The 15,084-nt window shown below is 44.8% G+C and carries 13 protein-coding genes; 7 read left to right on the top strand and 6 right to left on the bottom strand.

Features of this window, described 5'->3' with window-relative positions; all coding sequences use genetic code 11:
* The first annotated feature begins 11 nt into the window (after nt 1–11).
* The 6 genes from LLW17_RS01835 to LLW17_RS01810 all read left to right on the top strand — a co-directional run bounded on the left by LLW17_RS01835 (nt 12) and on the right by LLW17_RS01810 (nt 6,912).
* Nucleotides 12–1,622, top strand: coding sequence for an ATP-dependent DNA ligase (locus LLW17_RS01835; RefSeq protein ID WP_228228564.1), 1,611 nt, complete (start codon nt 12–14; stop codon nt 1,620–1,622).
* A 148-nt stretch (nt 1,623–1,770) separates the two neighbouring features.
* Nucleotides 1,771–2,136, top strand: a complete 366-nt coding sequence (locus LLW17_RS01830) for an endonuclease domain-containing protein (protein WP_228228563.1) — start codon at nt 1,771–1,773, stop codon at nt 2,134–2,136.
* 120 nt (nt 2,137–2,256) lie between these two features.
* Nucleotides 2,257–4,725: a ligase-associated DNA damage response DEXH box helicase gene (locus LLW17_RS01825; protein WP_228228722.1), complete on the top strand. Its 2,469-nt coding sequence runs from the start codon at nt 2,257–2,259 to the stop codon at nt 4,723–4,725.
* Nucleotides 4,726–4,834: 109 nt separating this feature from the next.
* Complete coding sequence (locus LLW17_RS01820) at nt 4,835–5,242, top strand: VOC family protein (protein WP_228228562.1); 408 nt, start codon at nt 4,835–4,837, stop codon at nt 5,240–5,242.
* A 102-nt stretch (nt 5,243–5,344) separates the two neighbouring features.
* Nucleotides 5,345–5,980: a ligase-associated DNA damage response endonuclease PdeM gene (gene pdeM, locus LLW17_RS01815; protein ID WP_228228561.1), complete on the top strand. Its 636-nt coding sequence runs from the start codon at nt 5,345–5,347 to the stop codon at nt 5,978–5,980.
* A 134-nt stretch (nt 5,981–6,114) separates the two neighbouring features.
* Nucleotides 6,115–6,912 carry a TspO-related membrane protein gene (locus LLW17_RS01810; RefSeq protein ID WP_228228560.1) on the top strand — a complete coding sequence of 266 codons (798 nt, stop codon included), beginning with the start codon at nt 6,115–6,117 and terminating at the stop codon, nt 6,910–6,912.
* On the opposite strand, the gene LLW17_RS01805 is transcribed toward LLW17_RS01810, so the two are convergent.
* The 4 genes from LLW17_RS01805 to LLW17_RS01790 form a co-directional block, all read right to left on the bottom strand.
* Nucleotides 6,902–7,360: an RES family NAD+ phosphorylase gene (locus tag LLW17_RS01805; RefSeq protein ID WP_228228559.1), complete on the bottom strand. Its 459-nt coding sequence runs from the start codon at nt 7,358–7,360 to the stop codon at nt 6,902–6,904. The genes LLW17_RS01810 and LLW17_RS01805 overlap by 11 nt on opposite strands.
* A complete protein-coding gene (locus tag LLW17_RS01800) occupies nt 7,360–7,779 on the bottom strand; it encodes an Xre family toxin-antitoxin system antitoxin (RefSeq protein WP_228228558.1) in 420 nt (139 codons plus the stop codon). The genes LLW17_RS01805 and LLW17_RS01800 overlap by 1 nt, the downstream gene beginning before the upstream one ends.
* A 69-nt stretch (nt 7,780–7,848) precedes the next feature.
* Entirely contained in the window at nt 7,849–9,204 is a 1,356-nt protein-coding gene (locus LLW17_RS01795; protein WP_228228557.1) for a dihydrolipoyl dehydrogenase family protein, read from the bottom strand.
* A 5-nt stretch (nt 9,205–9,209) separates the two neighbouring features.
* Complete coding sequence (locus tag LLW17_RS01790; RefSeq protein ID WP_228228556.1) at nt 9,210–9,992, bottom strand: SDR family NAD(P)-dependent oxidoreductase; 783 nt, start codon at nt 9,990–9,992, stop codon at nt 9,210–9,212.
* Between the two features lie 219 nt (nt 9,993–10,211).
* Here LLW17_RS01790 and mfd point away from each other — a divergent pair, with 219 nt between their 5' ends.
* Nucleotides 10,212–13,589 carry a transcription-repair coupling factor gene (gene mfd / locus LLW17_RS01785; protein ID WP_228228555.1) on the top strand — a complete coding sequence of 1,126 codons (3,378 nt, stop codon included), beginning with the start codon at nt 10,212–10,214 and terminating at the stop codon, nt 13,587–13,589.
* Between the two features lie 107 nt (nt 13,590–13,696).
* Here mfd and LLW17_RS01780 read toward each other — a convergent pair whose 3' ends face one another.
* Both LLW17_RS01780 and LLW17_RS01775 read right to left on the bottom strand, forming a co-directional pair.
* A complete protein-coding gene (locus tag LLW17_RS01780) occupies nt 13,697–14,053 on the bottom strand; it encodes a YraN family protein (RefSeq protein WP_228228554.1) in 357 nt (118 codons plus the stop codon).
* A 12-nt stretch (nt 14,054–14,065) separates the two neighbouring features.
* The gene (locus tag LLW17_RS01775; RefSeq protein ID WP_228228553.1) at nt 14,066–14,974 is read right to left on the bottom strand and encodes a S66 peptidase family protein; all 909 of its coding nucleotides are present in this window, start codon (nt 14,972–14,974) and stop codon (nt 14,066–14,068) included.
* Nucleotides 14,975–15,084 lie beyond the last annotated feature (110 nt).

Genomic DNA, 15,084 nt, shown 5'->3' with positions numbered 1-15,084 from the left:
GACAGAGAGGGATGAGGGATTTTGCAGAACTGATACGTAAAATAGACAGTACCAACAAGACCAACGTCAAGGTTGATGCGCTTACGCAATACTTTCGCGAAGCGCCTCCCAAAGACAAGGTCTGGACGATTGCGATTTTGTCGCACCGCCGTCCGCCTCGGCCGGTCAATACTACCTTATTAAGAACCTGGGCTACCGAACTGGCTCAGATTCCCTTGTGGCTGTTTGAAGAAAGCTATCACATTGTAGGCGATCTGGCAGAAACCATTGCGCTGATTATTCCCGCTTCCGAAGAGCATACCGATAAAAGCCTCACGCAGTTTTGTGAAGAAATTATCGCCCTCAAAAAAAAGCCCGAAGACGAAAAACGCGAATACCTGCACGAAAACTGGACGCGCCTCAATTATTACGAGCGTTTTGTATTCAGTAAACTCATCACCGGTAGTTTTCGCATTGGCGTAAGTCAGAAATTAATGACCCGTGCGCTGGCAAAGGCTACAGATATTGATGTTGACGTGCTGGCCTATAAACTGATGGGCGATTGGGATCCCAAAACAATCAGTTTTCAAAAACTCATTTTAGAAGAAAATAAAGCCGATTACCTCAGCAAGCCCTACCCCTTTTATCTGGCCTATGCGATTGAGGACACTCCGGAAGATTTGGGCGATGTAAACGATTGGTTTGCCGAGCATAAGTGGGACGGCATCCGCTCACAGGTCATCATTCGCGAAGACGAGCTGTTTGTCTGGAGCCGAGGTGAAGAACTGGTAACCGATAAGTACCCCGAGTTTGAAGCCTTCGTGGAGGCTATCCCAAATGGGACGGTGCTTGATGGTGAAATCCTTCCGTTTAAAAAAGGGGTGATTGGTACGTTTAACGATTTACAAACCCGCATCGGGCGTAAAAATATTACCAAAGCCCAACTGAAAAAAACACCCGTGATTCTCAAAGCCTACGATATTCTGGAATGGGAAGGCAAAGACATTCGCGATCTGGCTTTCGCCGAAAGGCGGAAATTATTAGAAGAATTATATACTCAGGTTAAAACCGAAGAGTTACCGCTACACCTTTCTGAAACCATCGAGTTTTCAAATTGGGAAGAGGCCGCCGTAGAACGTGAACGCAGCCGCGAGGTGATGTCTGAAGGTTTGATGCTCAAGCGGAAAGATTCGCCCTATCTGGTAGGTCGTAAAAAAGGCGACTGGTGGAAATGGAAGGTTGACCCGCTCACTATTGACGCGGTGCTCACCTACGCGATGCGCGGTCACGGCCGCCGTAGCAATCTGTTTACCGATTATACATTTGGACTTTGGGATGAAAACAAGGAAGAGCTCGTCACTTTCGCCAAAGCCTACTCCGGCCTTACCGATGCCGAGTTTCGCAGTCTGGACGCCTGGATCAAGAAGAATACATTGGAGCGCTTTGGCCCTGTACGCAGCGTGACACCGCATCACGTTTTTGAAATTGCCTTCGAGGGAATCGCCCTCAGCAAGCGCCACAAAAGCGGTGTCGCCACCCGTTTCCCGCGTATGCTGCGTTGGCGTAAAGACAAAAAGATTGAAGATGCCAACACTTTAGAAGACCTCAAGCAATTGATTCCGAAGCCGGGCAAAGCCGGCTGAAGGAATCTCATGATGCAAGCTAAATGTTGATTGAGGTACTATTTGTAAATTGGACTGGAATTAAAAGCTTTAAAAAGCTCCCCTCATTAGAAAAGGAGGGGAAAATTTTGACCTGTCAAAATTGGGGTGGTTATAATCCCGCTGGTTTATGAAAAAACAAATACACAACTTAAAAATACTGGAGAGCAGAAGAAAGTATTTACGATCACACCTAACTCCTGCCGAAGCTTTTTTATGGAGACACTTACAAAGATCTCAACTGGCGGGTAGAAAGTTCAGAAGACAACACAGCATTACCTACTTTATTGTTGACTTTTACTGTCCTTCAGAAAAACTGATTGTAGAATTGGATGGCCAGTATCATCAAAATCCCGATGTTGCTGAATATGATGCCTACAGAACTGAAAAATTAAATGAACTGGGCTTTAATGTCATACGTTTTGAGAATAAAATGGTTTTTGACTTTTTACCCAGTGTATTGAAAGAGATTGAAGATAATTTTAAAAAGAAGTGAACCACCCCGTCCCGATTTATCGGGACACCCCTCCTATACTAAGAGGGGAGCTATAAGCTCCTTCCCTTAGTAAGGGAAGGTGGTTTGTCGAAGGCAAAAACGGACGGGTTCGTGCCCCTTATGACAAAAAACCAACTCCATAAACTCGCGCAATCCTGGTTTAAAAATCAGGGATGGAAACCCTTTGCATTTCAGGAAGAGACCTGGGGGGCTTTTTTGGAAGGTAAAAACGGTCTGCTCAACGCGCCTACAGGAAGCGGGAAAACCTATGCCCTTTGGGTAGCATTTGTTTTAGATTACATCAAAAACAATCCTGATTATAAAACCAAACACAAACCGGGACTTAAAGCGATCTGGATTACGCCTTTACGAGCGCTTTCAGTGGAAATTGCGCAGGCGGCAGCGCGTTTTGCAGATGGTTTGGAAACCCAACTAACCGTAGGTATACGCACCGGTGACACGCCTCAGGCGGAACGGGCAAAGCAAAAACGCAAAATGCCCGATCTGCTCATCACCACGCCCGAAAGTCTTCAGCTTTTGCTGACGAGCAAAGACTATAAGAAAGTTTTTAAGAATTGTACGGCTATCGTGATTGACGAATGGCACGAACTCCTGGGCAGCAAACGCGGGGTACAAACCGAACTCGGACTCTCCCGGCTTAAAGCCATTGCCCCAAAACTGCGTATCTGGGGAATTTCAGCAACCATAGGCAATCTCGATCAGGCACGCGAAGTACTACTGGGACCCGATTCTAAAGCCTTTAAAAATTCGGTTTTGGTCAAAGCCAATTTGGGAAAAACCTACAAGGTTGAAAGCATCATACCTAAAACTATGGAGAAATTTCCATGGCGCGGACATATGGGATTGCACCTGTTGGAAGAAGTCGTACCTATCATCAACAACAGCAAAACCACACTTTTGTTTACCAATACACGGGCGCAGTGCGAACTCTGGTTTCAGAAAATGATGTACAAGCACCCGGAGTATGCCGGTGAACTCGCTATGCATCATGGCAGTATCAATAAAGAAACCCGGCTCTGGGTAGAGCAGGCCATAAGAAACGAAAGCCTGAAAGCTGTGATTTGCACCTCAAGTCTCGATCTGGGTGTTGATTTTGCGCCGGTAGAGAGCATCATCCAAATTGGTGGTCCCAAAGGCGTTGCCCGTTTTTTACAACGTGCCGGCCGCAGCGGGCACCAGCCCGGGAAAGAAAGTGTAATCTACTTTTTACCTACGCACGCAATTGAACTCATAGAAGCTTCGGCGCTGGGGAAGGCAGCGATTAATCAGGTGGTTGAAGACCGTATTCCGTATCTGCTGAGTTTTGATGTCTTGATTCAATATTTAACCACGCTTGCAGTCGCAGACGGTTTTTACCCGGCAGAAATCTGGAAAGAAGTCAAACAAACTTTTTGTTTTCAGGCGATGAGCGAAGAGCAATGGCGATGGATTCTGAATTTTATCACCAAAGGCAGTCAGTCGCTGCAAGCCTACGACGAGTATAAAAAGATTGAAATTGAAGAAGACGGCAAGTTTAAGGTAAATAGTAAAGCCGTCGCGATGCGCCATCGGTTGCAGATCGGTACCATTGTAGGCGATGCCGCCTTGCAGGTCAAATATTTAAAAGGCGGCTACATTGGCACCGTTGAAGAATGGTTTATCTCTAAACTTTCGCCCGGCGATGTGTTTACGTTTGCAGGGAAAAACCTCGAACTCTACCGCATCAAAGGCATGCAGGTTTTGGTGAAAAAGGCTAAAACCAAAAAGCAGGCAAAAGTGGTGAGTTGGATGGGCGGTCGGTTGACGCTTTCGGCACAAATGAGCGAGTTGCTGCGCGAAGAATTGTATTCGGCTAATTTGCCTTTTGAGCAACAAACCCGAGAGCTTCAGGCGTTAAAAGACATCTTCGACCGGCAGCGTTTGGAATCTATCGTTCCCAATAACGATCAGTTTTTGATTGAAACCTTTAAAAGTCGCGAAGGTTTTCACCATATATTTTACCCCTTTGAAGGCCGCTTTGTACACGAGGCTTTAGGAAGTTTATTAGCCTACCGAATCAGTTTACTTTCGCCCATAACCTTCAGCATCGCATTTAATGATTACGGTTTTGAGATACTTTCAGACCAAAAAATCGATATGCAACAGGTGCTCGACAACGACTTATTTACGGCTCGTTTTTTAGTAGAAGACCTGCAGAAAAGCCTGAACAGCACCGAAATGGCCCGGCGGAAATTCCGTGATATTGCAGTCATCAGCGGGATGGTGTTTACCGGTTTTCCGGGGAAAATCGTCAAAAACAAGCATCTGCAAAGCAACAGTCAGTTATTGTTTGAAGTTTTTAGAGATTACGAACCTGAAAATTTGTTGTTTCAGCAGGCATATCGTGAGACTTTTGAACATCAATTGGAAGAAGGTCGTTTGCGCCTGGCACTGGAGCGTATAGAAAAACAGGAAATTGTGATCAAAGCCTGCGAAAAAGCCACGCCCTTCTCCTTCCCTATTATTACAGACCGACTTCGGGAAAAACTGAGCAGCGAAAAGCTGGAAGACCGCATAAAAAATATGCTGCGCTACCTGGATAAGATTTAGCCCTGCTCTTAACAGACTTTAGCCTTTGATTAAGAACAATATAACACGTAACAGCAGGAATAATGAGGGTTGAGGCCGTATCTTTAAGATAACTTAAAAATCAAAAATTATGACAACTGTAAAACCATATTTAACATTTAGAGGAGAATGCCAGGAAGCGCTGAATTTTTATCAGGATTGCTTTGGTGGTGATATCATCAATAAAGAGACTTATGAAGGGAAAGAAATAGATATTCCCGGAAATTATCGCAATAAACTGCAACACGCAGAACTGAAAGGGAAAGGAATTCACCTGATGGCCTACGATGCTTCCCCAGATACTCCGGTGCAACAGGGTAACACGGTACAATTGGGCGTGGATCTGGACAGCAAGGAAGAAGTAAGCGAACTGTTTAAAAAGCTTTCTGCTGAAGGGCAAAGCCTGGCAGACCCGCAAGAAACAAGCTGGAATGCCTATTATGCCCGCGTACGCGATAAGTACGGAATAAGCTGGATGCTGAATGCCGACTTAAACTAATCAGTTGCTATCGAAATAGATTAAAATGCCGAAGTTAATGCTTCGGCATTTTTTTGTTGCAGCGTTGACTAGCCCGCTAAAATGACTGAAATTTGCAGTGCTATGAATCAGTCGCTTTCCATTTTAGACCAAAATTTTGTCTTGCATCCTTCGGGTGGGATTTTTTGGACCGAAAAGTCAACCTTGCTCATTGCCGATGTGCATTTGGGGAAAGTTTCGCATTTTAGAAAACACGGAAGCGCTGTTCCGTTTAAGGCCGTGGCCGAAAATTTTAAGCAGCTGACCCGTATCGCAGATGCTTTTGAGGCCAACAGCATTTGCTTTTTGGGCGATTTGTTTCACAGCAGTTTAAATACGGAATGGCAACTCTTTGAAGATTGGGTTAAATCGCGAAAGGAAAACGTGATTTTGGTTGCGGGTAACCACGACATCATCAATCCGTTAAAGTATGAAAAGCTGGGTATCGCGATCTACTCTGAAATCATAACCGAAGGTTTTTTACTCACCCATCATCCGGAAGAACGTGAAGGCCTGTTTAATTTTTGTGGACACATACATCCGGGAATCCGTATGGGCGGATTAGGCCGTCAGGTACTGAAACTTTCATGTTTCTTTAAGACTGAAAATCAGTTGATTTTACCCGCATTTGGTACATTTACGGGAAATTACTATTTGGAACCCAAATCAGGCGATCAGGTATTTGCCGTGACCAGGAATGAGGTGATCCGGGTTTGTTAAACCCTCAATTAATGTCACATTGAGCTTGTCGAAATGCTAGCGATGATGTTGTAGATTTTTAATTATTTAAGTTGTCTTCGACAGGCTCAGACTGACAGCAATATCTATTTCGTTTGATACCGAAAATTAATACTATGAAAAAGAAACTTGCCATCCTCAACCTGCTTTCAGTTGTACTGGTACTTACCGTAAACGGACTTTCACAGGCACAGCGCTGGAATGACACCACTATTGGTGAAATGAGCGCGCGTTACGACAATTTGTTTACTCCTGCCGGTTACGCCTTCTCGATCTGGGGATTGATTTTTTTGGGATTGGTGGGTTATGCACTTTTCGGTATCAGACGGGCATTTTTCAGCAAAAAGGACACTCCGCATCTGGAGCAGACCGGCTATTGGTTTGCGATTGCTAATGTGCTCAATGCCGGTTGGGTGCTTGCTTTTATTTACGACCAGATTTGGCTTTCAGTCCTGATTATGCTGGGAATACTGGTTTCGCTTCTAAAAATCATTCTCAAAACCAATATGGAACGCTGGGATGCACCCATTGAGATCATTGCATTCGTCTGGTGGCCCATTTGCTTTTACAGTGGTTGGATTGCAGTTGCTACCATCGCCAATATTTCCGCTTTCCTTATAAGTCTCGGGGTTGAACTTTCACAACTCACGCAAATAATACTAACGATGGTACTTATAACCATCGCAGTCTACATCAACAATCTGATGATCAATTTGCGCAATATGCGGGAATTCGCAATGGTAGGTGCCTGGGCGCTTTTTGCCATTTTCATCAGACATAATGGGACAATCCCGGCAATTGCCTATTATGCACTGGCGGGAGCAATTGTACTTAGCGTCGCCGCAGGATTACACGGCTATCGCAATCGGGCGACTAATCCTGCTGAGAAGTGTAAACAGCGTTTTAGTAATTAAGCTGAAAGGGAACATCTTCTTCACTAACCAATCTGATTTTTTCTAAAAACTCCGGGTGAAAAGGATTGATCAGTAAATTATATTCTTTCGGAAATCGGCTTAACGGAAGTCGTGCAGAAGGCACAGCCAAAGCCAATGATTGTCTTTGTAGAGCCCAGCGGCTTCCAATTTCCTGAGTGCTTCGGGGATGTGGGCGAAAATCCCAATCTCCTGGCAAATCAGTAACATTAACAAAATGAGGAGTAACGTCGAGTTCAAGTGTGGCGAGTTTCCAGTTCAATTTTGATACGGAAGCCCCTCGTATAGAAAGATGCTCAAGCATAGATAAAGAAACCTGACTGCTGGCATAGATTACCGGAGTAAACGCTTTGTTCCAGCGAGCTCCTGCCGGTCCGTAACCCAGCGCAGTGTAGCCTTCCTTATCTATGTAAATCCGATAAATCTGCATTAAACTACAGCTCCCCAGGCCAGGGCATCTAAAGCTTCATCAACATACTCCATCCCATTGGGATCCTGAATCATTTCTTTAGGGGTGACATTACCTAAAGCGTGATTAGGGGTTTCAAGCCATTTTAAAAATAAATGCTCTTCTCCAAAAATCGAAATCCCTTTTTTGATAAGCTCGTTTACATCATAAACCATTTTTGAACTCAACTTACTCAACTTGCCGTTAGAGGATTTCCAACGGGAAATGGTAGAAGGATTAACGTCTAAAAAATGAGCACTCTCTTCCTGATTAAAATCTAAAAAATCAAGAACAGGCTTTGCTTTTTGGTAGGGTAAACTTTCCTGCCTCCAGTAGGCGACCGCAGCTTCATTGACATCAGCAGCGATAAGGAACTCTTCAATAGATTTATAAGACTTCATAATAATATCCTTCAATTGCAAATGCAATATACAAAATTATCAAATACAATATAAACTAAAAATTATCCTTTATATCATTGACTTGATGTCACTTGCCCAACTCGGATAGGTAAACACCATCCCTTTCAAGGTGTTCACATCGAGCCTTCCGCACATCGCCATTACAAACATATTGATGGTTTCTGCCGCGTCCCAACTGAGGAGATGCGCTCCTAAGATGTAACCCGTTTCTTTATCAACCAGCGTTTTATAGGCATAACAGTTTTGATTCATCCGCTTGGAGTTATACCAGTCCGGTACATTTTGCTCATTTACCACAAAATCATAACCTGCTTCGCGGGCCTGCTTTTCATTCATACCAACCATAGCCAATTGAGGCTGGGTAAAGACCACGGATGGCGTAGGTGGCACGTCGAGTTTCATATAATTCTCGCCTTTCAGAATATTTTTAGCTGTAATGCGCGCCTCCTGATGAGCGATGGGTGTAAGCGGTAATTCTCCTGTATTGGCCACATCCCCGCAGGCATAAACATTGGGGTTGGTAGTGCTTTGGGTATATTCATTTACCGTAACTCCTTTAGGCGTGTAAGACACGTTGCCTTTCTCCAAATCCAGATCAGCCACAGCAGGTACCCTTCCGGCTGTATTGAATACCAACTCGGCCTTGATCTCCTGTTCTTTGCCATCAACCTCAAGGGTAACACGGTGATTTTTGCGAAGCTTTTCAACCCCCACGGCTCGTGCATTGAAAATAAATTTGATGCCCAGCTGCTCCGAATTTTCCTGAAGATACAGCGCGAGCCCTTCATCAAAATTGGATAAAATGCGTTCGTTTACATCTACTAAAGTTACGTCTACCCCACACCGGGCAGCGATGTGGGCAAACTCCATCCCAATGTAGCCGGCGCCGATAAAAATCATACTTTCCGGCAGTTCTTCAAGCTCCAGAAAATCATCGCTGATGAGCAAATGCTCTCTCCCGGGAATTTTCAGTTCAAGCGGAATGTTTCCGGTAGCGATAACGATCTTGTCTGCCGTTACCGTTTTTCCTTCTACAGACAAGGTGTTTTCGCCCAAAAACTTAGGCGATTGATGATACAGTTTGATGCCTAAATCTTCCAGTTTTCGCTCGGTAGTAAAAGGAACGGCTTCTGTAAAGGTTTTTTTAAAGGCCATAAGATCTTTCCAGTCTATCCTGGGCAAATCACAAACGCCCTTACCCTGCATGTCGATGCTGCGTTCTAAGACTTCTGTGATCCCCACCAGAACTTTTTTGGGGTCACAACCGCGGTTTGCGCAGGTACCGCCGTACTCGCGATTGTCTGCAATGGCAACCCGTAAACCCGCATCAACCGCATCGTAAGCCACGTGCTTTCCGGCATTACCGGTTCCTATTATAAAAAGATCGTAATGTTCAATTCCCATAATTTCTAGATGATTTTTACACAACCGCCGTCTACACGCAGGCTGGCGCCGTTAGTTGCGGCAGATTTAGGACTCGCCACATAAGCAACCATATTGGCCACTTCCTGAGGTTCTGCAAAACGCTGAATGAGTGAAGTAGGTCGCTCTGTGGTAAAAAATTCTTTTTCCACTTCTTCGCGGGAGGCGTCTTCCCCAATGTTTGCAAATTCGCGCACTCCTTCAGACAAGGTAGGACCGGGCAACACACTGTTTACGGTAACGCTGGTTCCTTTTGTAGTCTCGGAGATTCCTCGCGAAATAGCCAGTTGCGCGGTTTTGGTCATCCCGTAGTGCACCATTTCTACCGGAATATTCAATCCGCTTTCGCTCGAAATAAAAATGATACGCCCCCAGTTTTGTTCCAGCATTGCAGGAAGCAACGCCCGTGACAACCGCACGCCGCTCATCACATTGATATCGTAAAAACGCTGCCAATCCTCGTCAGGAATTTCCAAGAAATCCTTCGGTTCAAAAACGCCTACGTTATTTACGAGAATATCAACGTTTCCCAATTCCTTTAGTAACGCATCTATCTCTTCAGGCTTGGCGAAATCGCAAGGGATTCCGGTAATTTTAGCCTGTGGCACTTCAGCCTTAATAGTTTTGATCGCTTCATCAATAGAATCCTGAGATCTGCCGTTGATGATAACCTCTGCTCCTTCTTCCGCCAGGGTTTTAGCAATCGCGCGTCCTATTCCTTTAGTAGAGCCCGAAATAAAGGCTCGTTTTAAGTTGAGTTGTAAATCCATAGTAGTTTTTAGTGGAAAATTAATGAAGGTGGCCTGTTTCGGCTTTTCTCAAAAATAGGAAAGCCTTTGCCCGTCTTGTGTTACAGAAATGATAAATCACTTACCGCCATTGTGAAAGAAAGCCTTAAGCCCTTATCTTTGCGCTCCGAAAATGCTTCGTTCTGCAATTGCAGATTAACTGATACTAACGGGACTTAGATCCCGCTTTAATCGATACGATTGAGTAGTTCAAAAATTACAAAGCCCATTTCACAGGCTCTGCAACTGCAGAATCTGCAAAATGCTATTGCCGGTTCTCAAAACCGCATCAACCTGAATGGCCTTATTGGCTCTTCGCTTTCTCTGGTTATTGCCGAAAGTTTTAAGGAAGCCACAAAACCTTTTCTGGTCATTTTAAATGACAAGGAAGAGGCGGCATACGTGTTGAATGATCTGGAACAACTGGTCAAGGAAAGCAATGTACTCTTCTATCCCGGAAGCTACCGCAGACCCTATCAAATTGAAGAAACAGATAATGCCAATGTATTGTTGCGCGCCGAAGTGCTCAACCGCATCAACAGCCGCAAAAAACCGGCACTCATTGTCACCTACCCTGATGCGCTTTTTGAAAAAGTCGTTACCCGCAAGGAACTCGACAAAAGCACGCTTAAGGTAAAACTGAGTGATAAGCTTTCGCTCGATTTTGTAAACGAAATGCTTTTTGAATACAAGTTCAAGCGTGTGGATTTTGTGACCGAACCGGGAGAATTTTCGGTACGCGGGGGAATCATAGATGTGTTCTCGTTCTCGCACGACGAGCCGTATCGCATTGAGTTTTTTGGAGACGAGGTAGACAGCATCCGCACCTTTGATGTGGAGACGCAGCTTTCGGTCAACAAAGTGAACAAAATAAGCCTGATGCCCAATGTGGAGCATAAAATGCTTCAGGAAAAACGCGAGAGTTTCTTTAAATACATTTCGGCAGACACGGTGGTTTTTGCACAGGATCTGGAGCAACTTTCGGCACGTATCGATACCAATTTTGAAAAAGCCCAGGAAGCTTATAACAAGCTGGACAGCGAAATCAAACGCACCGATCCGGGCGAACTTTTTTGCGATTCGGCACTAATACGTAAGCAACTGCTCGATTTTCAGCTGGTGCGCGTCAACGACACCAACGCAAGCGAGTCGTCAGGCGTTACGATTACCTTCAATCAGCAGCCACAACCGGCTTTTAATAAGCAATTCAACCTGCTTATTGAAAACCTGAATGAAAATTACGAGGCTGGTTACACCAACTATATTTGCTGCGCCAGCGAACAACAGGCCAAACGTTTTCAGGATATTTTTGACGATGCAGATCTCAACGTCAAACAGTACGAAACCATCATTATGTCGCTGTACCGCGGATTTATTGATGAAGATTTAAAGATTGTTTGCTATACCGATCATCAGATTTTTGAACGCTATCACAAGTTTAAGCTGAAAGACGGCTACGCCAAAAAGCAGGCGATTACTTTAAAAGAGCTGACCAGCCTCCAGATAGGCGATTACGTAACGCATATTGATCACGGGATCGGGAAATTTGGCGGACTCCAGAAAATTGAAGTTGAAGGAAAGCGTCAGGAAGCCATCAAACTGATTTACGGCGAGCGCGATGTGCTCTACCTCAGCATTCACTCGCTGCACAAAGTCACTAAATACAACGGTAAAGACGGCAAACCGCCCCAGATTTACAAGTTGGGCAGCGCCGCCTGGAAAAAACTGAAGCAAAAGACCAAAACCAAGGTCAAGGAGATCGCTTTTAACCTCATAAAACTGTATGCAAAACGCAGGCTTGAAAAAGGTTTTGCTTTTGGGCCCGACACCTATTTGCAAAACGAACTCGAAGCCAGTTTTATCTACGAAGACACGCCCGATCAAAGCACGGCCACCGAAGCTGTAAAAGCAGATATGGAAAGTACCCGCCCCATGGATCGCCTGGTTTGTGGCGATGTGGGCTTCGGTAAAACCGAGGTTGCCATACGCGCCGCATTTAAAGCGGTAGATAACGGCAAACAGGTTGCGGTTTTGGTTCCCACGACGATTTTGGCCTTTCAGCATCATAAAACCTTTAGCGAGCGGCTTAAAGATTTACCCGTTACGGTAGATTATCTCAACCGCTTTCGCACAGCGAAAGAAAAACGGGAAACCCTGGAGCGACTCGCTAACGGAAGAGTAGACATCATCATTGGCACCCACCAGCTCACCAGTAAAAACGTGAAGTTTAAAGATTTGGGATTGCTCATTGTTGATGAGGAACAAAAGTTTGGCGTAGCCGTAAAAGACAAGCTTAAGACCATCAAAGAGAATGTAGATACGCTCACGCTTACAGCCACACCTATACCGCGCACCCTGCAATTTAGCCTGATGGCCGCGCGCGATTTGAGCACGATTACCACGCCACCGCCCAACCGTTATCCCATTGAGACGCATATCGTTCGCCTTTCTGAGGAAGTGATACGCGATGCGATTTCTTATGAAATACAACGCGGCGGACAGGTTTTTTTCATTCACAACCGCCTGCAAAACATCAAGGAAGTTGCGGGAATGATACAGCGTCTGGTTCCGGATGCCAAGGTAGGAATTGGCCATGGCCAGATGGACGGCAAAAAGCTGGAAGAGCTGATGCTGAAATTTATGGACGGGGAGTTTGACGTTTTGGTCTCTACCACGATTGTGGAAAGTGGTCTTGATGTGCCGAATGCCAATACGATTTTCATCAATAACGCTAATAATTTCGGGCTTTCAGACCTGCACCAAATGCGGGGTCGTGTGGGCCGAAGCAACAAGAAAGCCTTCTGCTATTTTATTACTCCGCCACTTTCGGCAATGACCGAAGATGCGCGTAAACGCATGACGGCTTTAGAGCAATTCTCAAGTCTGGGCAGCGGTTTTAATATTGCTATGAAAGATCTGGAGATTCGTGGCGCCGGAGATTTATTAGGTGGTGAGCAAAGCGGCTTTATCAATGAAATAGGCTTTGATACCTATCAAAAAATCCTCAACGAGACCATTGAAGAGCTTAAAGAAAACGAGTTCGCCGATCTGTATGCCGATCAAAATGCGGATGATGAAAATAAAGAATACGTCAAGGATACCGTGATTGATTCCGACTTCTCATTGCTTTTCCCCGATGATTATATCAATAACATCACCGAGCGTTTAAATCTGTATACCGAACTCAACAGTCTCAAGACCGAAGAAGAACTTGCAGCTTTTGAAGCCCGCCTGATTGACCGTTTTGGTGAATTACCCTCACAAGCCGAAGATTTACTGAATTCGGTACGCATCAAGTGGGTTGCCACCCATTACGGACTCGAAAAAGTGGTGATGAAAAACAAAAAGCTTATCGGCTTCTTTATTGCAGACCAGCAATCTAAATTCTACCAGAGCACTGCGTTCTCAAGAATGCTTCAGTTTGTGCAAACCCACGCAAACCGCGTTACGCTTAAAGAAAAGAAAACTTCAAAAGGATTACGATTACTGCTTACCGCTCCCGGTATTTCCTCAGTGAACAAAGCTGTAGAGTTGTTGAAGCCTTTGATGCCGAAGAAAGTTGAGGCTGTTGAAAAGTAATTATTTTAAAAGTTTTTCAAGAAAAAATCGGCAAGTAACCCTAATTCTGTTACAAAATATAACGAAGTCTCTTCATCTAAGATAAGACAGGTTGTGTGTTCATTCCCTTAAAAATGATAAAACGCATTCTCAAAATGCTCCAGTTCTTCCTGCCTGGCGTTTTTTAAAATGGCGATGATATCAAAACGGGTTTCGATATCCAGATCGTTTGAGATGATGTACTCGTTTGCGGCTTTGACCAGTAGTTTTCTTTTAGAAGGCTTTACAAATTCCTGCGGGTCGCCGAAAAAATCTGAGTTACGGGTTTTGACCTCAACGATAACGAGCTGTTCTCTGTGCCTGGCGATGATGTCTATTTCGGCTTTATTAAAAAACCAGTTGCGCTCGAGGATTTCGTAGCCATTTCGCAACAAATAATCTGCCGCATACTGCTCTCCCCAAATGCCCAACTCGTTATGGTTCATAGCTTACCGTGTCTAGCTTTCGGCCTCTTCAAAATAGATTTTAGCGCCACGCTCATTGACTTCAAAAGAAGTGTCGCGCCCAAAAATCAGGGCCCGGTTATCGTCCAGATGACCCGCCGGAAAATCAAAACACACCGGATATTCGTATTCGGCCACTGCATCCAGTACGATTTCCTGTGCAGTCTTTCCGAAAGGAATTGAGTTGTCATGCATTTTGGTGAGTCCGCCCACGATAAGTCCTCTAAGATTGCGCAGCATCCCGTTACGCTTCAGGTTTACCATCATACGGTCAACGTGGTAGAGGTATTCGTCAAGATCTTCTAAAAAGAGGATCTTATTATCGGTATCTATAGAACTCGCGCTTCCGCAAAGGGAGTACAAAATAGATATATTTCCACCTACCAGTTCACCCCTTCCCTGCCCAAGACGGTTAAGCGGCGATGCCGGGATGTGATAGTGCAAGGGCTTACCAAACCAGGCATTCTCAAGCGTTTGTTTCGACAAAGCGGTATTCTTTGCGATTCCTACCGGCATCACCGCGTGAATGGTCTCAAAACCCAATTTATGAATCTGAGAATGCAACACCGTTATATCGCTATACCCAATAATCCACTTCGGGTATTTAACAAATTTATAGAAGTTGATGGCATCTATGATACGTACCGTACCATAACCGCCCCGTGCACACCACACTGCGCGTATTTCTTCATCATCAAGCATATTTTGCAAGTCCTGGGCACGCAAGGCATCATCACCCCCAAACTGATCATCTTTCGCTCCAATAGTCTTACCCAAAACCGGGACCAAACCACAACTTTTAAGCATTGCAATACCATCTTCGAGTTCGTCACGATCAATTTTACGGGCGGTACACACAATACCTACTTTATCTCCGGCTTTTAAAAAGGGTGGGGTCAACATACATTTCAGTTTTAATAGAATCAAAAATAAAGATTCCCGTCAAAACACTAATATACGCACTTTGTATTTGTAGCTGTAGCGGTTAGTAGGTTTAATCGCATAATGGTATC

The sequence above is a fragment of the Leeuwenhoekiella parthenopeia genome (assembly GCF_020782115.1).
GTDB lineage: Bacteria > Bacteroidota > Bacteroidia > Flavobacteriales > Flavobacteriaceae > Leeuwenhoekiella > Leeuwenhoekiella parthenopeia.
The sequence above is the reverse complement of the archived record's forward strand: the minus strand, read 5'-3'. Positions and strand labels throughout refer to the sequence as shown.